We start from the raw sequence: 23,525 nt of genomic DNA, 5'->3' as shown, positions 1-23,525 counted from the left end.
TTGGGGGTCCGGGGGCGAAGCCTCCCGGGCGGGCCTGGGGTTGCACCCCAGAAAAACGACGAGCGACCCAGTTCGCGCTTTCCGCGAACACAGATCGCCCAGAGTGAGTGCCCCCGGGCTGGCTCGTACAGCATCCACACGTGCCGCACTCGGGGGTCCGGGGGCGAAGCCCACCGGGCGGGTCTGGGGGTTGCACCCCAGAAGAAATGACGAGCGCCCCGGTTCGCGTATTCCGCGAACACGGTTCGCCCAAAGCGAGTGCCCCCGGCAGGATTCGAACCTGCGCTCCCGCCTCCGGAGGGCGGTGCTCTATCCCCTGAGCTACGGGGGCGGCTGTCAACGGGGTGAAGAGTAGCGCACGTGGGGGAGGGGGTGTTCGGCGGGGGTTGACCACGCGCACGAGGGAGCCGCGAAGTGGTCTGGACCTTTTGACGTTCTGGCACTAGCCTCTGGGCGATCGGTGGGGCGTCTGCGGGCGCGACGGCTAGGAGGGTGTTGTGGCCGAGGTCCGGTACGAAGCTGCGTCGAGGGTGTACCCGGGTTCGCCGCCGGTTCGGGCGGTGGATGGGCTGGACCTGTCGATCGAGGACGGGGAGTTCCTGGTGCTGGTGGGGCCCTCCGGGTCCGGCAAGTCGACGGCGCTGCGGATGTTGGCGGGGCTGGAGGACGTGGACGAGGGTGCGATCCGCATCGGCGACCGCGACGTCACCTCGGTGCCGCCTAAGGGGCGCGACATCGCGATGGTGTTCCAGTCGTACGCGCTCTACCCGCACATGACCGTCGCGCAGAACATGGGCTTCGCGCTCAAGCTGCAGGGGCTGTCCAAGCAGGTCATCGCCGAGAAGGTGACCGAGGCCGCCAAGCTGCTCGACCTGGAGAAGTACCTGGCCCGCAAGCCCAAGGCGCTCTCCGGCGGCCAGCGCCAGCGCGTGGCCATGGGTCGGGCCATCGTGCGCGACCCGGCTGTGTTCCTCATGGACGAGCCGCTGTCGAACCTCGACGCGAAGCTGCGGGTGGAGACCCGGGCCAACATCGCCGCGCTGCAGCGCCGCCTGGGCACGACCACCATCTACGTCACCCACGACCAGGTCGAGGCCATGACCATGGGCCACCGGGTCGCGGTGCTCAAGGACGGGCTGCTGCAGCAGTGCGACACCCCGCGCGCCCTCTACGACCGGCCCGCGAACGCCTTCGTCGCCGGGTTCATCGGCTCGCCGTCGATGAACCTGCGGGACGCCGTGGTCGGCAACGGCACGCTGCGGGTCGGGGAGCTCAACGTCCCGCTGACCCGCGACACCGTGGCCGCCATCGCGCAGGACAGCCTGACCTCGGTGACCGTGGGCATCCGGCCCGAGTCGCTCGGCCTGGTGCCCCAGGGCACGCCGAACGCCTTCGACCTGGTGGTCGAGTTGGTGGAGGAGTTGGGCGCGGACGCGCTGGTGCACGGCTCGGTCGCCGGTGACCCGGAGAGCCCGCGGCTGGTGCTGCGCGTCGACGGCCGGACCCCGCCGAGCCTGGGCCAGACCGTGCGCGTCGTGCTGCGCGACCCGACCGAGATCCACCTGTTCCACCCCGAGAGCGGCGACCGGCTGATATAGCGGCCCGACCCAGGAGGTTGACAGGGTCTCGACCTGCCCACGACGTCCCTGGCTGCGTTGCCGAAACGACCGAGTACGCCCAGTACGAGGCCGTTCCGGCGCCTTGCCAGGAACGCCGTGGACAGGCCGATACCCCACCAACCATCTGGGTCGAGCCGCTAGCCCCCGCAGTCTCCCTCCGGCGCGGCTGCCGCAGCCGCGCCGGAGGTGTTTTCCACCGACCCGCAGTCCTGGTGCCCCGGTCGGGGCCGGTGCGGGCGGGCCGGTCGCTGCGTCGGCCGCGTCGTCTCGGTAGGAGTGACCTCCGAGGGATCCTCCGCCACCTCCACCGGCGGCTCTGACGGCGTCGTGGACGGCGGATCGCTGGGCACCGACGATTCCGTGGGCGCCGAGGTCTCCGAGGGCGGCACCGTGGTCGTGGGGGCCGGTTCCGGCGACGGTGACGGCGGCTGCTCGGGCACCGCGACCACCGGCGCCTCCTCGACCGGCGGCGCGGGCGGGATCGGGGTGACCCCGCCGGAGTACGCGGTCAGCCAGGTCGTCACCGCGACCACGTAGTCGCCGGAGTGGTTGTAGCGGAAGATCGCGGCGCCGAGGTCGTCGACGTTGTTGAGGTCCAGCCCGCCTGAGCACAGGTAGCGCCCCGCGGCCAGGGCCGAGTCGTAGATGTTGTGCGGGCTGCGTACCCCGTCGCCGTTGCCGTCCGCGGCGTACTTGCGCCAGGTCGACGGGATGAACTGCATCGGGCCGACCGCGCGGTCCCAGGTCGTGTCCCCGTCGAGCTCGCCGCCGTCGGTGTCGGCGATGGCCGCGATGCCGGGGCCGCCGGAGAGCACCGGGCCCAGGATCTTCGGTGCGGTGTCGCCGTTGTCGTCGGCGCGCCCGCCGCCCGCGTGGCCGGATTCGACCCGGCCGATCGCCGCCAGGTGGTACCAGCGCAGCCCGCAGTCCTTCGGCGCCAGCCGCTCGGCCTTGCGGTACGCGTCGAGCATGTTGCTCGGCACTCCCGTGGAGGTGACCGGGGCCTGTGGTTCGACCCGCTCGACCGGCGTTGGCGCGGGGAGTTGGGTGACCGGGCCGACCGCGGGGAAACCGGCCACGACGCCGTCCACGGTGGCCCCCGCTTGATCGGCGGGCGCGACTTGCGGTTCGCGCACCGGCGTCATCGCGATGGGGGCCGCGGAGGCCGGGGGTTGGGCGGGTCCCGAGGCTTGGGCGGCGGCGGTGGCCAGCGACAACAGGACCAGGGCGAGGGCGGTGACCGGGCGCGCGCCCCCCGGCTGCGATGGGGTAACCACGCCTTCCCGTTTACCAGAGCGCTGACAGCACCTCGGGGAGTCCGCCAGCATGATCCCTCGTTCGAGTGGCTATCCGCGCCGATCGGGTCACAGTCGGTTGTATGTATGCGCATGCGACTATATGTTGGTCCGGCAGGCGGGGAAGGGGTGCGCGGTGGGACATGGACACGGACATGGGCACGGGGTGGCGACCAGCGCCTCCGGGCGGCTGGTCGGCAGGCTCTGGGCCGCGTTCGGCATCGCCGCGGCGATCATGGGCGTCGAGTTCGCGGTCGGTGTCGTCACCGGCTCGCTGGCGCTGATCTCCGACGCCGCGCACATGCTGACCGACGTGGTCGGGGTCGGCCTGGCGCTGGCGGCCATCGTCGCCGCGCGCCGCGCGGTCGCCAAGCCGAGCCGCACCTTCGGCCTCTACCGGGCCGAGGTCCTCGCCGCCCTCGCCAACGCGCTGCTGCTGTTCGGCGTCGCCGGGTACGTGGTCTACGAGGCCGTCGAGCGCTTCAGCGACCCGCCCGCGGTACCCGGTTTCCCCGTCCTGGTCGCCGCGCTCGCGGGCCTGGCCGCCAACGTCGTGTCGTTCTTCCTGCTGCGCGACGGCGCCGAGGAGAGCCTGAACGTGCGCGGCGCGTACCTGGAGGTCGTCGCCGACCTCATCGGTTCGGTCGGCGTCCTGGTCAGCGCCTTGATCACGCTGACGACCGGCTGGCGATGGGCTGACCCGATCATCGGCGTGGCGATCGGCCTCTGGGTCCTGCCGCGCACCTGGTCGCTGGCCCGCCGCGCGCTGCGGATCCTGTTCCAGCACGCCCCCGAGCGGGTCGACGTCGACGAGGTGGCGACCCGCCTCGGCGCGGTCACCGGTGTCGCCGAGGTGCACGACCTGCACGTGTGGACGCTGACCTCGGGCATGGAGGTCGCCTCCGCGCACCTGACCATGGCCGAGGACGCCGATCAGGGGCAGGTCCTGGCCGCCGCTCGCGAGCTGCTGCACGACGAGTACGGCCTGGAGCACGCCACCCTGCAGGTCGAGCACCGAGACGCGGCCTCGAAGTGCAGGCAGCTGTCCTGGTAGGTCAGGGCAGGTCCGGCGGCGGCCTGGAGGAGGTCACGCTCCGCAGGGTCCACGACTGGGGCTTGGCCGCGGTCGTCTGCTCGTCGAGCGCGACCGTGTCGCCGGTGCTGGAGATGGTGATGTACCGGTCGTCCTCGGTCCGCAGCGTCGTGGTCGCCCCGCCGTCCCTGGTGCCGATGTACCAGCGCTGGTCCGCGTCGTCGTCGTCGCAGCGCACCGCTTCGACGTCGTCGCCGTCGAGGTCGCCGGAGTCCGAGTCGGACTCGACGTGGGGGCTCAGGCAGGACCCCGTGTGGTGGTTCTGGATGAGGACCGCCCTGCCGTCGGTGGTCTCGATGAAGAACCAGTAGCTGAAGGTGTTGCCGCACGGGACGGTCCCGCCCGTGGTCCCCGTGTGCAGCACCGGGGTGCCGAGGGTCGCCCGCAGGCAGGACTTGCCCGACTCCACCGAGAACGGCCCGTACCGGTACACCGAGGGTGCCGCCGACGCGGGCGCCGCACCCACGACCAGAGCGGCGGCGACAAGCGCGATGTGGCCTCTCATGGCTGGGTCCTCTCAGGACTCGGTGAACGACACCGGGCGGTGGTCCGAGCCGTACTGCTGGCCCGGCCCCGGCGCGACCCGCTCGAAGACGACGGCGTCGAACCCCTTCGCCTGGTCGCTATCCGACCAGATCAGGTAGTCCAGCGTGAGGCCCCCCTTGCGCGTCGTGGCCCTCGTCGGCGCGGCGAGGCGCTGCCAGGGGTCGAGCGCGGGGCGGATGTACTTGGGTTCGGCGTTGAAGTCGCCGAGCAGCACCCAGCCGGTGGCGCCGGGCACGTCATCGTTGGCGTTCTCCGCTTTGCGGATCAGCGCGCCGATGTTGATCCCGGCGGGGGCGTTGGCATTCGCGTGCGCGGTGTAGATGACGTTGTTGTCCGCGAGCACCAATTGCAGCAGGCCGCGGTCACCGTCGTAGTAGTCCTCGCCGCGGATCGGTGGGATGTAATTCCACGACTTCACCGGCGCCTCGGTGGTGTCCACGACGAATGCGAGGTTGTTCTTGCTGTTCTGGTCCCCGGTTCCCACCGGCCGGTCGTCCGTTTCCACGAAATAGAGCTGCCTGCTGTACCTGCTCGTCCCCACTTTGACGGTCCACGCGCATTGCCGCGCCCGCCGCAACGATTTCACCGACTCAGTGCACTTCCACCTGCCCGCCGCGTCGTCAACCGCCTTGAGCGACCCGGCCTCCTGCAGCGCGACGATGTCGTGCGCGGGCACCAGGTTGGTCACCCCCCGCTGCAGGTTCGACGACACCCACACGCTGCGCCCCTGGTAGGTGGCCCCCTGCATGTTCCAACTCGCGATCGTGTACCGGGTCACGTGCTGCGCCGCGGCGGGCGCCGCACCCACGACCGGGGCCCCCAGCGCGACGGCCGCCGCCAACACCAGGTGCGGGAATCTTCGCTTCGCCATGGCCACCTCACGCGGAATCCGACTGGCCACGGACCGTCCCACCGGGACTGATCGGTCGTCAATCGGAGCACTCCGTTGGCCACCCGACCGGGCGCGGGTATCACCCGGCGGCGCGGGTTCTAGCCGGGCAGTGGCTGGGCGCCCCTGGCTTTGATCATGGTGGTGAGCAGGGTGACCTCGGCCTGCTGCCCGGAGGCGATCTTCTGGGCCAGGTTGCGCACGTACCCCAGCCGCGCGTGGTCGGCGGCGTAGGTGGCCATGGACAGGCCGCCCTCGTGGTGGCGGAGCATGAGCTGGAGGAAGTAGACGGTGAACTCGGTGCCTTTGAGGGCGCGGAGTTTCATCAGTTCCTCGCTGGTGGCCATGCCGGGCATCAGGTCGACGCCCGAGGTGTCCGCGTGGGTGTGGGCGCCCGCCATCCAGCGCATGTGCGGCTGGTCCGGCGGCGAGAGGGTCGGTTGGCCCCACACGGTTAGCCAGCCGCTGAGTTGGCCGCTCTGGTCGAGCTGGGTGGACTCGATGTCGAACGCCAGTTGGCGGACCTCGGTGTCCTCGCTGCGGTCGCGGGCCATGCCCGCCATGGTGATCGCCTGCAGGTGGTGCACCCGCATGTCCTGGGCGAACCCGACGTCGATGGAGTCCTGGCCGGGGGCCTCTTCCGGGCTGCCGACGGAGGCGAGGGTGATCAGCATGCCCGCCGCGGCGCCGACCAGCAGGACGACGACGGCGGCGGCCACGTAAACCAGCGTCGACCGCCCCCCGGTGTGGCTGGGGGCGGTCGACGGGGTGTCCTGGTCGGTCACTGGGAGGGCTGGGCGGCCGAGGTGGTCGGAGCGGCCGGGGTCGAGGCGGCGGGGGCAGGGGTGGACGCCGGGGCCGAGGGGTCGGTGCTGGCGCCGGGGGCCTTGCCGTCCATGCCGACCGCGTCCGCGCCGGGCTTCTCGGCCACGAACGGCGGCGGGGTGGCCGGGTCGAACCCGGTCTGGTTGCTGTCGCAGCGGCCGCCGGGCTCGGGGTTCTGGTAGTTGTTGGTGCGCAACGACTTGATGAACTGGTCCAGCCGCTCGTCGTCGGCGCTGTCGAGCTTGAGCTGGTGGCCCCACGACTGCAGCGAGATCGGCCGGTCGAGACCGGGGTAGGGCGACATCAGCATGTAGGCGGTGCCCTCGACCTTGGACTTCAGCTTGTCCAGCGCGGCGCCCTGCACCTTGTCCGGGTTGTAGGCGATCCACACCGAGCCGTGCTCGAGCGCGTGCACCATGTTCTCGTTGCGCACCGCGCTCGGGTAGACGATGCCGGTGCAGTCGGCCCAGACGCCGTCGTGCGGGCCGCCGAAGGGCGGGCTCTGGTCGTAGGCGACGCGCTGGGTGGACTGGACGTGCTGGCCGGAGGCGTACTGGACCTTCACCACGCCCTGGATGGACTCCGACGGGTCCTTGTTGTCCTCGGAGGCGATGAACTTCTGCGCGTCCGACACCTGCACGAAGGCGTAGGTGAACACGCCGCCCGCCAGCAGCACGATCGCGCTGATGCCCGCGATCAGAGCCCAGGGCGGGCCCTTCTTGGTGACGACGGTCGAGCGCGCGGCCTTGACCGCGTTCTTGCCGCCACCCTTGCCGCCCTGTGGGCCCTTCTTCTGCGTTCCGCTGGCCATGCCGTCCCTCGGACCTCGAGCGCGTCGGTTCCCGACCGGGAAACCCGCACCTGGTGGGTGCGGAGGCCAAGTCTAGGGAACAGGTGTCTGGTCGGTGTCAACCGAGGTACTGGCGGTGGTCACCGGCCGGTCACCGGGATAGCGCCAGGTCCGGGGTCCGACGGGTCGAACGGCGGCGGGTTGTCCTGGTCGAAGCGGTCGGGATCGATCTGGTCGCACGAGGCACCCGGCTCCGGCGTCAGGTACTGGTTGGCCCTGGTCGCCTGGATGAACTGGTCGATGCGCTTGTCGTCGGCCTTCGCCACCTGCAGCTGCCGCCCCCAGGACTGGACCGACACGGCCTCGGCCTGGCCGGGGAACGGCGACAGGACGGTGTACGGCTTGCCGTTGACCCTCTTCTCCAGCGCCGCGACACCGTCCCCGTCGAGCTTGTCCGGGTCGTAGGTCAGCCACACGGCGCCGTGCTCGAGCGAGTGCACCAGGTTCTCGGTGCGCACCGCCTTCTTGTAGACCACGCCGTTGCACGGCGCCCACACCGCGTCGTGCGCGCCGCCCAGCGGGGGCTTGTGGTCGTAGGCGACCCGCTCGGTCGGCTTCACGTGCTGGGCGCCCTCGTACTCGATGGCCAGGACACCGTCGATCTTCTTGGTCGGGTCCTGGTTGTCCTCCGTGGGGGTGAACCCGGGGTCGGCGCTGGTACTGGTGCTGGTACCGCTGCTCGACCCCGAGGCGACCGGGCTGCCCTGCTGCTGGCTCTCGCAGCCGACGAGCGCGAGGCAGGCGGCGGCGACGGCGAGGTGGCGCGGGTACCGGATCATGCGGGTGAGTCTATGGACCCCAGGCGGCCGCCAGTACCCCGATACCTAGACTTGAGCGGTGACCCCCGCCGTGCTCGCTGACCTGGTTCGTTCCGCCGCCGTGCGGGTGCTGGGCGCGCGCGGGCTCGACACCGGGGCCGTGCCGAACGAGGTCGCCGTCACCCGTCCGCGCGACCGTGGTCGGGGTGATTACGCCACCGCCGTCGCGCTGCGTGCCGCAGGCCCGGCCGGGGTCCCGGCCCGGCTGCTGGCGCACTGGCTGGCCGACGAGCTCGCCCACCACCCCGCGGTGGCCGCCGCCGAGGTCGCCGGTGCCGGGTACGTCAACGTCGAGTTGACCGCCGAGACCCGGGCCGACGCCATCCGCCGCGCCCTCGAGGCCCGCCCGATCGCCGCGCCGGAGATCACCCTCCCGGCCACCGTCCCCACCACCACCGGCGAGCTGCCGCTGACCGACCTGACCGCCGCCGTCGGTGCCGACGCCGCCAGGTTCGCCGCGCTGAGCGGGTCCACAGTGGACGTCGATGTGCTGCGCGCGCCGACCGACGAGAACCCGTTCCACGTCGTCGTCTACGTGCACGCCATGCTCTCCGCCTTGCTGCGCAACGGGGACGCGCTCGGCGTCGTACCGACCACAGTGGACGTGCACCTGCTCGACCACCCCGACGAGGTCGACCTGGCGCGCACCATCGCCGAGTTCCCCGACGCGGTGACCGGGCCGCCCGCGCGGACCGTCCGCTACCTGCGCAGGCTCGCCGACCAGGCGTGGGAGTTCACCGAGCAGCACCGCGTGCTGCCCCAGGGCGACGCGCCGCCGCGCCGCGAGCACGACGCGCTGCTGGCGCTGTGCGCGGCCGCCCGCCGGGTACTGGCAACCGGGCTCCTGCAGCTCGGAATCACCGCACCGCAACGATTGTAGGGAACATGAGGGCACACCCGGCAGGTCCGCGGCACGCGGAGGTCCTGCCGCCGAGCACCACCGCCAGCGAGCGGCCGACCAGCGCCGCCGCGCTCGACGAGCTCGTCGCGTCGGTTTGGCCGCGCAACACCGCCCGCGGCGAGGACGGTGCCGTGCGGGTCGCGGGCGTGGACGTGCGCGAACTCGCCGAGACCTACGGCACCCCGCTGTTCGTCGTCGACGAGGACGACTTCCGCGCGCGCTGCCGCGAGCACGCCGAGGCCTTCGGCGACCCGGCGCTGGTGCACTACGCGTCCAAGGCGTTCCTGTCGGTCGAGATCGCCCGCTGGGTCGCCGACGAGGGCCTGAGCATCGACGTCTGCAGCGGCGGCGAACTGGCCGTGGCGCTGCGCGCGCAGTTCCCGCCCGCGCGGATCACCCTGCACGGCAACAACAAGTCCACCGCGGAGTTGGCGCAGGCGCTGGACGCGGGCGTCGGCACGATCGTGGTCGACTCGTTCTTCGAGATCGCCAGGCTCGACCACCTCGCCCGCGAGCGCGACGTGGTCGCCGACGTCCTCATCCGGGTGACCGTCGGCGTTGAGGCGCACACCCACGAGTTCATCGCGACCGCGCACGAAGACCAGAAGTTCGGCTTCTCCCTTGCGGGCGGTGACGCGGCCGAGGCGGCGCGGCGGGTGCTCAAGGCGGGCGGGCTGCGGCTGGTCGGCCTGCACAGCCACATCGGGTCGCAGATCTTCGACGCCGACGGTTTCGAGGTCGCCGCGCACCGGGTGATCGGCCTGCTCGCCGAACTGCACACAGAGCACGGCGCCGAGGCGCTGGCCGAGGTCACCACCGTGGACCTGGGCGGCGGCCTGGGCATCGCCTACACCGCCCTGGACGACCCGCCGCCGCCCGCCTGGCTGGCCGATCAGCTGCGCACCATCGTCACCAAGGAGTGCGAGCAGGCCGGTCTGCCGCTGCCCAAGATCGCCGTCGAGCCGGGCAGGGCCATCGTCGGTCCCGGCATGATCACCCTCTACGAGGTCGGCACCACCAAGGACGTCTCGCTCGGCCACGGCACCGGCCGCCGCTACGTCAGCGTCGACGGCGGGATGAGCGACAACATCCGCACCGCGCTCTACGACGCCCTCTACGACACCCGCCTGGTGTCGCGCTCGAGCGACGAGGGCGAACGCGGCGCGCGCGCCGTGCTGTCCCGAGTGGTGGGCAAACACTGTGAGTCCGGTGACGTTGTGGTGCGAGACTGCTGGCTGCCCGACAACCTGGCACCCGGCGACCTGCTGGCAGTGGCGGCGACGGGCGCGTACTGCTATTCGATGGCGAGCAACTACAACCGGCTGCCCCGGCCCGCCGTGGTGGCAGTGCGCGAAGGCGGGGCGCGGCTGCTGCTGCGCCGCGAGACCGTGGACGACCTGCTGCGACTGGAGACCTCTTGACCTCGGCGACGAGCGTGACAGCGAAACCGATCCGGGTGGCCCTGCTCGGCTGCGGCACCGTGGGGACCCAGATCGTGCGGCTGCTCACCGAGCAGGCCGACGACCTAGCCCCCCGGGTCGGCGCCGGGATCGAGCTGGTCGGCATCGCGGTGCGCAGGCCGAACAAGCACCGCGACGTGCCTGCCGAGCTGCTCACCACCGACGCGGCCGCCCTGGTCACCCGGCCGGACGTGGACGTGGTGGTCGAGGTCATCGGCGGCATCGAGCCGACCAGGGGCTGGCTGCTTGCCGCGCTCAACGCGGGCAAGTCGGTGGTCACCGCGAACAAGGCCCTGCTGGCCGAGCACGCCGGTGAGCTGTTCGAAGCCGCCGACCGCACCGGGGCCGACCTGTACTTCGAGGCCGCCGTCGCCGGGGCGATCCCGCTGCTGAGGCCGCTGCGCGAGTCGCTGGCCGGTGACCGGATCACCCGGGTGATGGGCATCGTCAACGGCACCACCAACTTCATCCTCTCGGCGATGGACGAGACCGGCGCGGGCTACGCCGAGACCCTCGACGAGGCGTCGCGGCTGGGTTACGCCGAGGCCGACCCCACCGCCGACGTGGACGGCTACGACGCCGCCTCCAAGGCCGCGATCCTGGCCTCGCTGGCCTTCCACACCCGCGTCACCGCCGGTGACGTCTACCGCGAGGGCATCTCGGCGGTCACCTCAGCCGACTTCGCCGCCGCCCGCGCCCTCGGCCGCACGATCAAGCTGCTGGCCATCTGCGAGCGCGTGTCGACCCCCGACGGCGAGAGCGTCGCGGTGCGGGTGCACCCGGCGATGATCCCGCGCAGCCACCCGCTGGCCGGGGTCAGCGGCGCGTTCAACGCCGTGTTCGTCGAGGCGGAGGCCGCTGGGCAGCTCATGTTCTACGGGCAGGGAGCCGGTGGTGCACCCACCGCCAGCGCCGTGCTCGGCGACCTGGTCGCGGTCGCCCGCAACCGGGTCGTCAGCGGGCGCGGACCGCGCGAGTCGGCCTACGCCGACCTGCCGGTGCGCCCGATCGCGCAGGCCTCGACCAGGTACCACATCAGCCTGGACGTCGCGGACCGCGCGGGCGTGCTCGCGGCTGTCGCCGCCGAGTTCGCCCAGCACGAGGTGAGCATCGCCGCGGTCCGCCAGGAGGGCCGGGCGAACGACGCGAGCCTGGTGATCGTCACCCACTCGGCGCCGGACGCCGCCCTGCGCTCCACTGTGGACAAGGTGGCCGGGTTGCCGTTCGTGCACGAGGTGGTCAGCGTGATGCGGGTCGAAGGCGAGGAGTCATGACCATCCCCACCGGTGCGCGGCCAGGTTGGCCGGGCATCATCGAGGCCTACCGGGACCGGATCGCGGTGCCGGACGGCGCCAAGATCGTCTCACTGGGCGAGGGCAACACCCCGTTGCTGCCCGCCCCCCACCTGTCGGAGCTCACCGGCAGCACCGTCTACCTCAAGGTCGAGGGCCACAACCCGACCGGGTCCTTCAAGGACCGCGGCATGACCGTGGCGATCACCTACGCGCTCGCCCAGGGGCTTGAGGCGGTCATCTGCGCCTCCACCGGCAACACCTCGGCCTCGGCCAGCGCCTACGCCGCCCGCGCGGGCCTCACCTCCGCGGTCCTGGTGCCCCGCGGCAAGATCGCCCAGGGCAAGCTCGCCCAGGCCGTCGCCTACGGCGCCAGGGTCCTGCAGATCGACGGCAACTTCGACGACTGCCTCGAACTGGCCCGCAAGACCGCCGCGGAGTACCCGGTCGGGCTGGTCAACTCGGTGAACCCGGTCCGGTTGATCGGGCAGAAGACCGCCGCGTGGGAGATCTGCGACGCCCTCGGCCAGGCCCCGGACATCCACTGCCTGCCGGTGGGCAACGCGGGCAACATCACCGCGTACTGGCGCGGGTACCGCGACTACGTCGACGACGGCATCACCGGGCACGCGCCGCGCATGTTCGGCTTCCAGGCCGAGGGCGCCGCGCCGATCGTGCGCGGTGAGCCGGTGCCCAACCCGGAGACCGTGGCGACCGCGATCCGCGTCGGCAGCCCGGCGTCCTGGGCGGGCGCGGTGTCGGCCCGCGACGAGTCCAACGGGCTCATCGATGCGGTGAGCGACAAGCAGATCCTCGAGGCGTACCGGCTGCTGCCGTTGCGCGAGGGCGTGTTCGTGGAGCCGGGTTCGGCGGCCAGCGTCGCGGGCCTGCTCGCCACCGCCGCCGACGGTCGGCTCCCGGAGGGGTCCGTGGTGGTCTGCACGGTCACCGGGCACGGCCTCAAGGACCCGGACACCGCGCTGGACGGCCTGGTCGAGGTCGAGCCGGTCCCGGTGGACGCATCCGCGGTCGCCGCAGCGCTGGAACTGAGGTGAGCGCGGGGGTCCGGGTCCGGGTCCCCGCCTCCTCGGCGAACCTCGGTGCGGGGTTCGACGCGCTCGGTCTGGCCCTCGGGCTCCACGACGTGGTCGAGGTCCGCCCGCACGCCGCGCCGCTGACCGTGCTGGTCAGCGGCGAGGGTGCCGCCGACGTCCCGCTCGACGGCACCCACCTGGTTGTGCGCGCGCTGCGGGCCGCCTGCGACCACCTCGGGTACGACCCCGGTGGCCTGGAACTGACCTGTGCCAACGCGATCCCGCACGCGCGCGGTCTCGGTTCCTCCGCCGCGGCGATCGTCGCGGGCATCGCGGCGGGCTACGGGCTCGCGGGCGTGGAGCTGACCGGGACCGCCCGCGAGGACGCGCTGCACCTGGCCGCGGAGTTCGAGGGGCACGCCGACAACGTCGCGGCGAGCCTGCTCGGCGGTCTCGTGGTGGCCTGGGGCGACGGGCGCCGCTTCCACGCCGCGCGGGTCGAGCCGCACGAGGACCTGCGCCCGGTGGCCATCGTGCCCGCCGAGCAGTCGGCGACCCACGTGACCAGGGGCTTGCTGCCCGAGGTCGTCCCGCACACCGACGCCGCGTTCGCCGCGGGCCGCGCCGCGCTCGCCGTGCACGCCATCGCCGATCGGCCCGACCTGCTGCTGCCCGCCACCGAGGACACGCTGCACCAGGACTACCGCGAGAAGGCGTGGCCCGACACCCTGCGGGTGGTCCGCGCGCTGCGCGCCAGCGGGGTCGCCGCGGCCGTCTCCGGTGCCGGGCCGACGGTTCTGGCGCTCACCACCGACGGCGCCCTGCCGCCGGGGGCCGATCTCACCGGGTTCACCGTGCTTCCCGTGCCGGTGGACCGATCGGGGGTCGTGGTGACCCCGCTCGGCCGACTGGCGTAACGGCGTGTGACGGTGCCACTGCGTCAACGGGGGACGGTGACGTGACTCAGATCACCGTCCCCCGGCCGGCTTCCGGGGCGACGCGCTGTGAGCCGGTTGTTGCACCTTGAGTGACTGCCGTCTACCCTCGGGGGCGTTCAGTCACCGCGCGCACGGGCGCCGGTGCAGTTCTCGGGGAGTTCTTTCCCCGGGTCGCATCATCTGCCGGGGTATCGGCTCTGTCCTGAGTTCAAGGTCCGAGTCGGGCTCGCAGATACCCGATGGCCGCGGTGGCCAACAGCTCCCTGTTTCGGCGACCGCGTTCGCGCGGTTGGCCCGGACCCGTGGCCACTTTTGGCGCGGGAGTTCGGCGCAGGGGAGATACGCCGTCTCGCGTTCCGACGACACGGCGGTCCGCTGGTCCACGTAGGAGGCGGGGACCGGTCAGGAAGGACATGTGTGAGCAATACCGATCTACTGAGCAGCGACCCGGCCGCCAAGGCGCAGGCCAACGGGGCCGCGCCCCGGCGCAGGGCGGGGCTGTCCGGCATGGTCCTCGCCGAACTGCGTGAGCTCGCGGGTCAACTGGGGATCACCGGAACGACGGGGATGCGCAAGGGCGACCTCATCGCTGCCATCAAGGAGCGGCAGGGCGGCGGTTCGGGCGGAACCGCCCAGCAGCTGCCGCTCAACGGCACCGACACCGCCGAGGTCAAGCCCAAGCGGGCGGCCAAGGCGGAGCGCACCGAGGTGGCGCCCGCACCGGCCGCCGCGGTCGAGACCGCCGCGCCGGAGGCACCCCGCCAGGGCGAAGGGGGCCGGGACAACCGCCGCCGCCGCGGTTCCAGCCGCGCCGCGGGCAGCCCGGAGCAGGCCGCAGCGGCCGCGCCGAGCACCGCCCCCGCGACCCAGGCGCCCGCCGAGCAGGCGGCCGCCCCGGTGCAGGCCGAGCAGCCGAGGCGGACCGAATCCCGCGACGACACCAGGCAGGACCGCCGCGACCGCGGTGAGCGGGGTGAGCGGGGAGACCGCCGCGACCGCAACCGGTCCGACCGGTCCGACCGCGGTGAGCGCTCCGACCGCGGTGAGCGCGGCGACCGGCAGGACCGGCCCGACCGGCAGGACCGGCCCGATCGGCAGGACCGCCAAGACCGGCAGGACCGGCAGTCCGAGGGCCGCCAGTCCGACCGGCAGGACAACCGCCCGATCGGCGACGACGAGGACGACGACGAGCGCGGCGGTCGCCGCGGTCGCCGCTTCCGCGACCGCCGCCGCCGCGGCGGCCGCGCCGAGGGCACGACCGGCGGTGGCGGCCAGAACGACACCGAGGTCCGCGACGACGACGTCCTGCTCCCGGTCGCGGGCGTGCTCGACGTGCTGGAGAACTACGCCTTCGTGCGCACCTCCGGCTACCTCGCTGGCTCCAACGACGTCTACGTCTCGCTGTCGCTGGTGCGCAAGTACGGGCTGCGCCGGGGTGACGCGATCACCGGCCTGGTCCGCCAGCCGCGTGAGGGCGAGCAGCAGCGGCAGAAGTTCAACCCGCTGGTCCGGGTGGAGTCGATCAACGGTCTCGAGCCGGACGCCGCGCGCAACCGGCCCGAGTTCACCAAGCTCACCCCGCTCTACCCGAACGAGCGGTTGCGCCTGGAGACCGAGTCGCACATCCTCACCACCCGCGTCATCGACCTGGTGATGCCGGTGGGCAAGGGGCAGCGCGCGCTCATCGTGTCCCCGCCCAAGGCGGGCAAGACCTCGGTGCTGCAGGCGATCGCCAACGCGATCACCACCAACAACCCCGAGGTCTACCTCATGGTGGTGCTCGTCGACGAGCGCCCGGAAGAGGTCACCGACATGCAGCGCTCGGTCAAGGGTGAGGTCATCGCCTCCACCTTCGACCGGCCGCCCGGCGACCACACCACCGTCGCGGAGCTGTCCATCGAGCGCGCCAAGCGCCTGGTGGAGATGGGCCACGACGTGGTGGTGCTGCTCGACTCGATCACCCGCCTCGGCCGCGCGTACAACCTCGCGGCCCCGGCGTCCGGCCGGATCCTCTCCGGTGGTGTCGACTCGACGGCGCTGTTCCCGCCCAAGCGCTTCCTCGGCGCCGCCCGCAACATCGAGGGTGGCGGGTCGCTGACCATCTTCGCCACCGCGCTGGTGGAGACCGGTTCCGCCGGTGACACGGTGATCTTCGAGGAGTTCAAGGGCACCGGCAACGCCGAGCTCAAGCTCGACCGCAAGATCGCCGACAAGCGCATCTTCCCCGCGGTCGACGTCGACCCGTCCGGCACCCGCAAGGAGGAGCTGCTGCTCTCGCCGGACGAGCTGGCGGTCACGGTGAAGCTGCGCCGGGTGCTGCACGCCCTCGACAGCCAAGCCGCCATCGAGCTCCTGCTCGACCGGCTGCGCAAGTCCCGCACCAACATCGAGTTCCTCATGCAGGTGGCCAAAACCACCCCCGGCGGCAACGACGACTAGTCGTCCCCGCTCCAGGTGACCCCGAGTCCCCGTGCGCCTGTGGCGCGCGGGGACTCGGTGCGTTCAGCGGGTTCCCGAGGCTCGCGGTGACTCGGTCGCCGTGGCGATGAGGACGACGGCCGCGGGGACGCCGATGCTGACGGCGAGGCCGGTGGGGACGGTGATGCCGTGGAGGGCCAGGCCCGCGCAGAAGACGGCGGCGGGGTAGGGCAGCGCCAGCAGCGTCCGCTGCGTGTTGGACCACCACGTCACCGAGGGGGCCAGGACCACGGTCAGGCCCGCGGCGGCGCCGAGGAGGCCGCTGGAGAGGCTGACCGTCCAGGAGGCGCCCAGCAGGAGCCCGCCGAGCGCGGTCAGACCGAGCACGGCCAGGGTGAACAGCACGGGGACCGCCAGCCACGCCACCGGCGACAGCGGTCTGCCCAGGGCCCGGAGCACCCGTCGATTCTCCGTCCGACCTGGCGATTCCCCCAGGTGGCCATCGGCGAGCGGGCCCGGGGCCGCGACGGGTGGGCGGTGTGGCGCGACGAGCGGTGGAATAGCCCGACCGTGGCCCGCGTTGTACGGGTCGTCAGCGCGTCTGGCAGACTGTCAGGTCGAGTCCGGCTCCGGTTCACCCCAGCTCAGGGGACCCGGCGGCCATTTCCACCGAGAGGCGACCACCGTGAAGAACGGCATCCACCCCGAGTACGTCAGCACCGACGTGACGTGCGGTTGCGGGAACAGCTTCACCACCCGCAGCACCAAGACCACCGGCAGCATCTTCGTCGAGGTCTGCTCCGCCTGCCACCCGTTCTACACCGGCAAGCAGAAGATCCTCGACACCGGCGGCCGGGTCGCGCGGTTCGAGGCCCGCTACGGCAAGCGGACCAAGACCGCCAAGTAGCCACGCTCACGGCGCCCGCCCGGGACTCGGGTGGGCGCCGTTCGCATGTGGCCCGTCCCACCGCACGACAGGAGACGCCGGAGTGGACGCCGGATCGCTGAGCCAGCTGCGCACCGAGTACGCCGAGTTGGAGACCGCGCTCGCCGACCCGGCGGTGCACGCCGACCAGGACCGGGCCCGCAAGCTGGGCCGCCGCTACGCCGAGCTGTCCGCGGTGGTCAAGGCCGCCCGCGAGCTCGACACCGCGCGCGCCGACCTCGAGGCGGCCAGGGAGCTGGCCGACGAGGACGCCGCGTTCGCCGCCGAGGCCGAGGAGTTGGCCGCGCGGATCCCCGTGCTGGAGACCAAGCTCACCGAGCTGCTGCTGCCGCGCGACCCGCACGACAGCGCCGACGTGCTGCTGGAGGTCAAGTCCGGCGAGGGCGGCGAGGAGTCCGCGCTGTTCGCGGGCGACCTGCTGCGGATGTACCTGCGCTACGCCGAGCGGCACGGCTGGAAGGCCGAGGTCCTCGACGGCACCGAGTCGGACCTGGGCGGCTACAAGGACGTCACGGTCGCCATCAAGAGCAAGGGCACCGACCCCGACGGCGTGTGGGCCAGGCTGAAGTTCGAGGGCGGCGTGCACCGGGTGCAGCGGGTGCCGGTCACGGAGTCGCAGGGCCGCATCCACACCTCGGCCGCGGGCGTGCTGGTCGTGCCCGAGATCGAGGACGCCGAGGACTTCGCCGAGATCCCGGACAAGGACCTGCGGGTGGACGTGTACCGCTCGTCGGGCAAGGGCGGCCAGAGCGTCAACACGACCGACTCGGCGGTGCGCATCACGCACCTGCCGACCGGGATCGTGGTGTCCTGCCAGAACGAGCGCTCGCAGCTGCAGAACAAGGCCCGCGCGATGCAGGTCCTGCGCGCCCGCCTGCTCGCCGCCGCCGAGGAGGAGGCTGCCAAGCAGGCCTCCGACGCGCGCCGCAGCCAGATCCGCACGGTCGACCGGTCGGAGCGGGTGCGCACCTACAACTTCCCGGAGAACCGCATCTCCGACCACCGCGTCGGCTACAAGGCGCACAACCTCGAGGCCGTCCTCGACGGCGACCTCGACGGGGTGCTCGACGCCTTGGCCGAGGCCGACCGCACCGAGCGCCTGGCGAGTTCGGCGGGCTGACGTGCGCCACCCCCTCCGCCTCGCCATCCGCGACGCCGAACGCATCCTGACCGCCGCGGGTGTCGACTCGCCGCGCACCGACGCCGAGCTCTTGGCGTCGCACGTGCTGGGGGTCGAGCGGGGTCGACTGGTGCTGGTGCCGCTGGTGTCGTCCGAGCAGGTCGACGAGCTGGCCGGTCTGGTCCGCCGCCGCGCGGCGCGGGAACCGTTGCAGCACTTGACGGGCACGGTCGCGATGGGGGCGATCGAGGTCTCGGTCGGACCGGGCGTGTTCGTTCCCCGCCCGGAGACGGAGTTGTTGTTCGCCTGGGCGCTGGCGGCGTTGGAGGGCGTGCACTCGCCGGTGGTCGTGGACCTGTGCACGGGTTCCGGGGTGCTGGCCCTCGCGGTCGCGCAGGCAAGGCCGGACGCCGTGGTGCACGCGGTGGACGTGGACCTGTCCGCTCTGGCCTGGGCCCGGCGCAACGCCGATGCCAGGGTGACCGCGGGCGACACCGGGATCCGGCTCCACCACGGGGATGTCACCGAGCCGGGCCTTCTGTCCGAATTGGACGGACAGGTGGACCTGGTGCTGTGCAACCCGCCCTACGTCCCCGACGGCACCGAGGTCCCGCCCGAGGTCGCCGCGCACGACCCCGCGCACGCGGTCTTCTCCGGACCGGACGGTCTCACCGTGATCCGCTCCGTCGTGTCCCTCGCCGCCCGCCTCCTGCGCCCTGGCGGCCACCTGGCGATCGAGCACGACGACACCCACGGCGAGTCTGTCCCGGCCCTGCTCGGCGCCAGGCGCGTACTGTCCACAGTGGAGTCCCATGTGGACCTGGCAGGCCGCCCCCGCTTCGCTACGGCCGCGCGCGTCGGGTGAACAGCAGCGCGCCGACCAGGACCACGGTGGTCGTGCCGGGGAACGCGATCCGAGCCAGCACGTAGGACACAGCCGACCGGTCGACCACGTCCTCGGGCAACCCGCGGTGGTAGCGCACCGCCGGGACCACCACCCGCAGCTCGTCACCGACGGAGTGGACAGCGGTCGAACTCTCCGCCAGATCGATCCCAACCAGGTCGCCGAACGGGCCGGTGACGACCACCTCCCGCAACGCGCCGTCAGCGCGGACGAACCCGGCCTCCACCACCCGCGCGGTGTACCGGGTGCCCTCCTCGCGCAACTCGGCCCGGAACCGCGCCTCATCCACCGCGGGTGCGCCGACCAAACCGAGCCAGACCACCGCACCGAGCAAAGCCGCCGCGACGCAGATCCGAACCGCTTTCACCGAGTTGTCCTCCCGCGCAAGCGATGCCCACTCGACCGGGCGATCGCGGGGCGGTGTGTTCACGGTCAGTGGAGATCGACCGCCGACGGGTGAATTCCGGGGGAGGCTCACGGACTGGTGTTGTCGACCATGGTGTTGTAGATCGGCGAGGTCTCCGACCAGCGCGCGGCGGGGGCGCTGGCGTAGAGGAAGTACTCGGTGCCGCCGACCCGCCAGTACATCGAGTGCGCCCGGCGCCTGCCCACCGCGGAGTCGTGCTCGAACTCCCAGTCCAGGGCCTGCACGTCGTGGTACGTGGTGGTGCCGAGGCTCAGGCGCTTGAAGCCGCTGTGCGCCTCGGCGAAGCGGAGTTCGTAGTCCACGTGCGCGTCGACCAGGTCCTGCGCGGACGCGGGGGCACCGCCGTAGCGGACGTAGCGGGTGGGGTCGGCCGGGTCGGTGGCCTGCATCGCGCCGGGACCGGTCGACCGGGTGATGTTCCAGCCGTTGGGGACCGTGGTGATCAGGCCGCCGGGCCCGGCGACCCGCTGGTAGCCCTCCGGGATCGGCATCGCGACCGGCGAGGGCGGGCCGGTGGTGGACGAGGCCGCGGGCGGCGTGGGCGCCTCGGTGTATATGTACACCGGATAGGCCTGGACCTGCGGTTCCTTGGGGCTGACCAGCAGCACCGCGCCGACCGCCGCGCTCACCGCCGCGTAGGCCACCACGAGTGAGGACGCCAGCCAGCGCGAGCTCAGCTGGTACCCCCGCCGAGCCCGGTGTCCCCGATGCCGATGACTGGTCGTGATCGCTCCCCTGGCGCGTTCGGTAGGGCGGACCCCCGGTATGGCGTACTGAGGGTAGCGTGCGCACCTGGGTGATCCAATGCTTCGCACATGGCAGGACATCACCGCCAAGTGGCGGCTGGTGACCGACAGCGACGACGGTGCCACCGAGTCGCTCGCCGCCCGGCAGTTCGCCGCCGCGGCGCGCACCGCGCTGCTCGCCGGACGGCTCGACGAGGCCGTCGCGGGTTTCGAGCAGGCGGCCGCTCTGCGCGCGCACCCGATGGACCAGGTGGGCATCGGCGACGTGCTGCTCGCCAGGGGCCGATGGCGCACCGCGGCGCAGCACTACCAGGCCGCCGCGGCGCTCGAACCGGACAACGTGCTCGCCGTGCTCGGCCTCTCGCAGGCGATGGTCGCCGGGCGCGCCGCCGAGGGTGCGGCCCAGGAGTTGGAGCGCCGCTTCGGCGACAGCGCGAACCCGGTGCTGCGCTACTACCTCGCCAGCACCTGGGCCTCCGTCGGCGACCAGGTCCGCTCGGCCACCGACGACGAGGTGCTCGTCATCACCAGCGAAGTCCAGTTGCACCAGTGCGAACACGCCGCGATGCGCATCCTCGAACTCGACGTCGAGGACCACGAACTGCGCAGGGGAGCCGAACGCCTGCTCGCCGAGGTCCGATCCGGACGGAAGTGGCAGTGGCGCCCGGAGGGCATCGCGGTCAGCCTGGCCGTGCTGGCGGTGTCGCTGGGCATCACGCTCGTCGCCGTGGGCGGGGTCATCGGCAGCGTCCTGGTCGTCATCGCGGGCATCGTGGCCGGGAGCGGGTTGCTCTACCTGATCGTCGTCCACTTCCGACGGCAGGCGTGGCAGGAGCGCGCGGCGGGCCTGGCCGACCGGATCACCCGCCCCGGCACCTGAGCGCCGGGGTGATCCACCGGTGGATCTGCCTGACGCGGCGGAGTCGGACACCGCTAGGCTCGCGCGGGTGACGGTCTTCGACTGTGGTGAACGCGGTCAGCGCGAGGACGGCCTCGGTGCCGCCGCCAGCGCGGTCCGCTCCGGCAGGCTCGTGGTGATCCCGACCGACACCGTGTACGGCATCGGGTGCGACGCCTTCTCCTCGACCGCGGTGGCCGGTCTGCTCGCGGCCAAGAACCGCGGCCCGGACATGCCGGTCGGGGTGCTCGTCGGCTCGTGGACCACCATCGACGGCCTGGTGCTGTCGGTGCCGCACACCGCGCGCACCCTGGTCGAGGCGTTCTGGCCGGGTGACCTGTCGATCGTGCTGCCGCACGCGCCGTCGCTGAACTGGGACCTCGGCAACACCGGGGGTACCGTGATGCTGCGGATGCCGCTGCACCCGGTGGCCATCGAGCTGCTGCGCGAGGTCGGGCCGATGGCCGTCTCCAGCGCCAACCGCTCCGGGCAGCCGCCCGCGTCCACCGCCCAGGAGGCCGTGGACCAGTTCGGCGACCTGGTCGGGATCTACCTCGACGGCGGCCCGTCCGGCGACCCGGTTCCGTCCACGATCGTGGACCTCACCGGCGACGAACCCCTGGTGCTGCGCGAGGGCGCGGTCAGCGTGGCCGCGGTCCGCGAAGCGCTGGGCACCGAGGTCCGCACCGCAAGGTAGCGCCGCAGGTGCCGATCGACCGCAGCAGAGCAACCCGCGAACCCGAGTCCGACCAGGAGAGCCGACCCGCCGTGCGCCCGCAGTCCGCCCCGATCACCAGCAGCGACCGCGCGTGAACCCCACGGGCGACTTCGCTCCAGCGGGCCTGCCGGTCCGCGAGTACCTCCTGGTCGGTCTGGTCACCGCGGTGTTGACCTTCCTGCTCACCGGTTTGGTCCGCCTCTTCGCGATCAGATTCGGCGCGGTGGCCTACCCGCGCCAGCGCGACGTGCACGTGGTCCCCATGCCCCGCCTCGGCGGCCTCGGCATGTACCTGGGTGTGTGCGGCGGGATGCTGCTGGCCCACCAGCTCCCCGTGCTGCGCCGGGCCTTCGACTACTCGTTCGACCCGACCGCGGTGCTCATCGGCGGCGGCATCATCGTGCTGATCGGAATGCTCGACGACCGGTTCGAGCTGGACTCGCTGACCAAGCTCGCGGGCCAGATCACCTGCGCCGGGATCCTGGTGCTGTACGGGATCCAGTGGGTGGTGCTGTGGGTGCCGTGGGGCGGTGACGCCGACGGGTTCGGCTCGGTGCTGATCCTCGACCAGAACCAGGGCGGCCTGCTGGCCATCCTGCTCGCGGTCACCCTGATCAACGCGATCAACTTCATCGATGGCCTCGACGGCCTCGCCGCGGGCGTCGGCATGATCGCCGCCGCCGCGACCGCGGTGTTCGCCCTGCACCTGCTCGACCTCTCCGGCGGCGACGTCGGCACCTACTCGCCCGCGCTGATCGCCGCGACGCTGGCGGGCGCGTGCCTCGGCTTCCTGCCGCACAACTTCCAGCCCGCGCGGCTGTTCATGGGCGACTCCGGCTCGATGCTCATCGGCCTGATGCTCGCCGCCGCCAGCACCACCGCGTCGGGTCGGGCCAACCCGCCGATCTGGGGCCTGTCGGACGCGATCGCGCTGTTCTCGCCGCTGCTGATCGTGGCCGCTGTGCTGTTCATCCCGGTGCTGGACCTGCTGCTCGCCGTGATCCGCCGCACCAGGCGCGGGGTCAGCCCGTTCTCCGCGGACAAGATGCACCTGCACCACCGGCTGCTGGAGATCGGCCACTCGCAGCGCCGCGCGGTGCTGTTGATCTACTTGTGGGCCTGCCTGCTCGCCTTCGGCGCGGTCGCGGTGACCATCTACGACGTGTCCGCGGTGGTCTGGGTGGTCGGCGTCGGCGTCCTGGTCGCGGTGATCATCTCCGCCATCCCTAGACTGAGGTCACGATGAGCGAGCACATCCAGGACACCGAGGACCGGGACGCGGCGGAGGCGGCCCCGGCGCCCGAGATCGATCCGCACGCCAAGTCCCTGCTGACACTGGCCAACGCCATGTTCCGCTACGCGCTGTGGCCGTCGCTGGCCACGATCGCGGTGGGCGCCGTGGTGTTCGCGTTGATCAACGGGGCGCCCGGGCTGTGGGGCGCGCTGGTCGGTGGTCTGCTCGCGGCGGCTTCTTCGTTGCTCACGCTGCTGCTCATGCGCAAGACCGCGCACCTGGGGCCGCACATAGGCATGGCGGCCTCGCTGGGCGGTTTCGTCGGCAAGTTGCTGGTCCTGATGCTGGTGATGACGGCCCTGCGCGGGGTCGACGCGTTGCACGCCGAGTCGCTCGGTATCACGATGGTGGCTGTGGTGCTCGTCGCTGCCGCGGCCGAGGCGGTCGCCTTCCGCAGGACCAAGCTGCCGACCATCATCCCGGCCGCGGAAAAATAGGCTCTTACCTGGGAACAGGCAACTAGCAGTACGCCTGTCCGGAGTGCGCGCACTGCC

General features: G+C 72.2%; 24 protein-coding genes and 1 tRNA gene. 15 read left to right on the top strand and 10 right to left on the bottom strand.

Annotation, left to right across the window (positions count from 1 at the left end; translation table 11 throughout):
* Positions 1-259: 259 nt before the first annotated feature.
* Positions 260-331: transfer RNA gene (locus JOD54_RS33545), tRNA-Arg, on the bottom strand.
* Between the two features lie 166 nt (positions 332-497).
* On the opposite strand from JOD54_RS33545, the gene JOD54_RS33540 reads away from it, so the two are divergent.
* Positions 498-1,598: an ABC transporter ATP-binding protein gene (locus JOD54_RS33540; protein WP_204455929.1), complete on the top strand. Its 1,101-nt coding sequence runs from the start codon at positions 498-500 to the stop codon at positions 1,596-1,598.
* A 158-nt stretch (positions 1,599-1,756) separates the two neighbouring features.
* On the opposite strand, the gene JOD54_RS33535 is transcribed toward JOD54_RS33540, so the two are convergent.
* Entirely contained in the window at positions 1,757-2,896 is a 1,140-nt protein-coding gene (locus JOD54_RS33535) for a lytic transglycosylase domain-containing protein (RefSeq protein WP_307860487.1), read from the bottom strand.
* Between the two features lie 154 nt (positions 2,897-3,050).
* Here JOD54_RS33535 and JOD54_RS33530 point away from each other — a divergent pair, with 154 nt between their 5' ends.
* A complete protein-coding gene (locus JOD54_RS33530; protein ID WP_204455928.1) occupies positions 3,051-3,968 on the top strand; it encodes a cation diffusion facilitator family transporter in 918 nt (305 codons plus the stop codon).
* A gap of 1 nt (position 3,969) precedes the next feature.
* Here JOD54_RS33530 and JOD54_RS33525 read toward each other — a convergent pair whose 3' ends face one another.
* The 5 genes from JOD54_RS33525 to JOD54_RS33505 form a co-directional block, all read right to left on the bottom strand.
* Positions 3,970-4,512, bottom strand: coding sequence for an RICIN domain-containing protein (locus JOD54_RS33525; RefSeq protein ID WP_204455927.1), 543 nt, complete (start codon positions 4,510-4,512; stop codon positions 3,970-3,972).
* Positions 4,513-4,524: 12 nt separating this feature from the next.
* On the bottom strand, positions 4,525-5,424 hold the full coding sequence (locus JOD54_RS33520) for an endonuclease/exonuclease/phosphatase family protein (RefSeq protein ID WP_204455926.1): 900 nt from the start codon (positions 5,422-5,424) through the stop codon (positions 4,525-4,527).
* Positions 5,425-5,543: 119 nt separating this feature from the next.
* Entirely contained in the window at positions 5,544-6,161 is a 618-nt protein-coding gene (locus JOD54_RS33515; RefSeq protein ID WP_307860486.1) for a DUF305 domain-containing protein, read from the bottom strand.
* Between the two features lie 62 nt (positions 6,162-6,223).
* Positions 6,224-7,078 (bottom strand): thioredoxin-like domain-containing protein, encoded by an 855-nt coding sequence (locus JOD54_RS33510; protein WP_204455925.1) that lies wholly within the window; start codon positions 7,076-7,078, stop codon positions 6,224-6,226.
* A 119-nt stretch (positions 7,079-7,197) separates the two neighbouring features.
* Positions 7,198-7,896 carry a thioredoxin-like domain-containing protein gene (locus tag JOD54_RS33505; RefSeq protein ID WP_204455924.1) on the bottom strand — a complete coding sequence of 233 codons (699 nt, stop codon included), beginning with the start codon at positions 7,894-7,896 and terminating at the stop codon, positions 7,198-7,200.
* 58 nt (positions 7,897-7,954) lie between these two features.
* Between JOD54_RS33505 and JOD54_RS33500 the strand changes: the two genes are divergently transcribed.
* The 6 genes from JOD54_RS33500 to rho all read left to right on the top strand — a co-directional run bounded on the left by JOD54_RS33500 (position 7,955) and on the right by rho (position 15,999).
* On the top strand, positions 7,955-8,815 hold the full coding sequence (locus JOD54_RS33500) for a DALR anticodon-binding domain-containing protein (protein WP_204455923.1): 861 nt from the start codon (positions 7,955-7,957) through the stop codon (positions 8,813-8,815).
* A gap of 5 nt (positions 8,816-8,820) precedes the next feature.
* Positions 8,821-10,257: a diaminopimelate decarboxylase gene (gene lysA, locus JOD54_RS33495; protein WP_204455922.1), complete on the top strand. Its 1,437-nt coding sequence runs from the start codon at positions 8,821-8,823 to the stop codon at positions 10,255-10,257.
* 14 nt (positions 10,258-10,271) lie between these two features.
* Positions 10,272-11,570: a homoserine dehydrogenase gene (locus tag JOD54_RS33490; RefSeq protein WP_204455921.1), complete on the top strand. Its 1,299-nt coding sequence runs from the start codon at positions 10,272-10,274 to the stop codon at positions 11,568-11,570.
* Positions 11,567-12,643, top strand: coding sequence for a threonine synthase (gene thrC, locus JOD54_RS33485; protein ID WP_204455920.1), 1,077 nt, complete (start codon positions 11,567-11,569; stop codon positions 12,641-12,643). The genes JOD54_RS33490 and thrC overlap by 4 nt, the downstream gene beginning before the upstream one ends.
* Positions 12,640-13,539: a homoserine kinase gene (thrB, locus tag JOD54_RS33480; RefSeq protein WP_204455919.1), complete on the top strand. Its 900-nt coding sequence runs from the start codon at positions 12,640-12,642 to the stop codon at positions 13,537-13,539. The genes thrC and thrB overlap by 4 nt, the downstream gene beginning before the upstream one ends.
* 438 nt (positions 13,540-13,977) lie before the next feature.
* Positions 13,978-15,999 (top strand): transcription termination factor Rho, encoded by a 2,022-nt coding sequence (gene rho / locus JOD54_RS33475; protein WP_204455918.1) that lies wholly within the window; start codon positions 13,978-13,980, stop codon positions 15,997-15,999.
* Positions 16,000-16,062: 63 nt separating this feature from the next.
* Here the strand turns inward: rho and JOD54_RS33470 are convergent, their stop codons facing one another.
* Positions 16,063-16,437: a hypothetical protein gene (locus JOD54_RS33470; RefSeq protein ID WP_204455917.1), complete on the bottom strand. Its 375-nt coding sequence runs from the start codon at positions 16,435-16,437 to the stop codon at positions 16,063-16,065.
* A 226-nt stretch (positions 16,438-16,663) separates the two neighbouring features.
* On the opposite strand from JOD54_RS33470, the gene rpmE reads away from it, so the two are divergent.
* From rpmE to prmC, 3 genes are all read left to right on the top strand, one after another.
* Positions 16,664-16,885 (top strand): 50S ribosomal protein L31, encoded by a 222-nt coding sequence (rpmE, locus tag JOD54_RS33465; protein ID WP_204455916.1) that lies wholly within the window; start codon positions 16,664-16,666, stop codon positions 16,883-16,885.
* 82 nt (positions 16,886-16,967) lie between these two features.
* A complete protein-coding gene (gene prfA, locus JOD54_RS33460; protein WP_204455915.1) occupies positions 16,968-18,044 on the top strand; it encodes a peptide chain release factor 1 in 1,077 nt (358 codons plus the stop codon).
* Between the two features lies 1 nt (position 18,045).
* Positions 18,046-18,909 (top strand): peptide chain release factor N(5)-glutamine methyltransferase, encoded by an 864-nt coding sequence (gene prmC / locus JOD54_RS33455; protein WP_204455914.1) that lies wholly within the window; start codon positions 18,046-18,048, stop codon positions 18,907-18,909.
* Here prmC and JOD54_RS33450 read toward each other — a convergent pair.
* Both JOD54_RS33450 and JOD54_RS33445 read right to left on the bottom strand, forming a co-directional pair.
* Positions 18,887-19,315: a hypothetical protein gene (locus JOD54_RS33450; RefSeq protein ID WP_204455913.1), complete on the bottom strand. Its 429-nt coding sequence runs from the start codon at positions 19,313-19,315 to the stop codon at positions 18,887-18,889. The two genes, prmC and JOD54_RS33450, sit on opposite strands and share 23 nt — an antisense overlap.
* Before the next feature lie 107 nt (positions 19,316-19,422).
* Positions 19,423-20,022, bottom strand: coding sequence for a serine/threonine kinase C-terminal domain-containing protein (locus JOD54_RS33445; RefSeq protein ID WP_204455912.1), 600 nt, complete (start codon positions 20,020-20,022; stop codon positions 19,423-19,425).
* A gap of 157 nt (positions 20,023-20,179) precedes the next feature.
* On the opposite strand from JOD54_RS33445, the gene JOD54_RS33440 reads away from it, so the two are divergent.
* The 4 genes from JOD54_RS33440 (at position 20,180) to JOD54_RS33425 (ending at position 23,468) form a co-directional block, all read left to right on the top strand.
* Positions 20,180-21,001: a tetratricopeptide repeat protein gene (locus tag JOD54_RS33440; protein ID WP_204455911.1), complete on the top strand. Its 822-nt coding sequence runs from the start codon at positions 20,180-20,182 to the stop codon at positions 20,999-21,001.
* Between the two features lie 67 nt (positions 21,002-21,068).
* Positions 21,069-21,716, top strand: a complete 648-nt coding sequence (locus tag JOD54_RS33435) for an L-threonylcarbamoyladenylate synthase (protein WP_204455910.1) — start codon at positions 21,069-21,071, stop codon at positions 21,714-21,716.
* A gap of 112 nt (positions 21,717-21,828) precedes the next feature.
* A complete protein-coding gene (locus JOD54_RS33430) occupies positions 21,829-22,983 on the top strand; it encodes a glycosyltransferase family 4 protein (protein ID WP_204455909.1) in 1,155 nt (384 codons plus the stop codon).
* Complete coding sequence (locus JOD54_RS33425) at positions 22,980-23,468, top strand: Cg1360 family ATP-synthase-associated protein (RefSeq protein WP_239573591.1); 489 nt, start codon at positions 22,980-22,982, stop codon at positions 23,466-23,468. The genes JOD54_RS33430 and JOD54_RS33425 overlap by 4 nt, the downstream gene beginning before the upstream one ends.
* Positions 23,469-23,525: the final 57 nt, after the last annotated feature.

Source organism: Actinokineospora baliensis (assembly GCF_016907695.1).
GTDB classification, from domain to species: Bacteria; Actinomycetota; Actinomycetes; order Mycobacteriales; family Pseudonocardiaceae; genus Actinokineospora; species Actinokineospora baliensis.
This window is presented reverse-complemented; position numbering and strand designations above follow the sequence as displayed.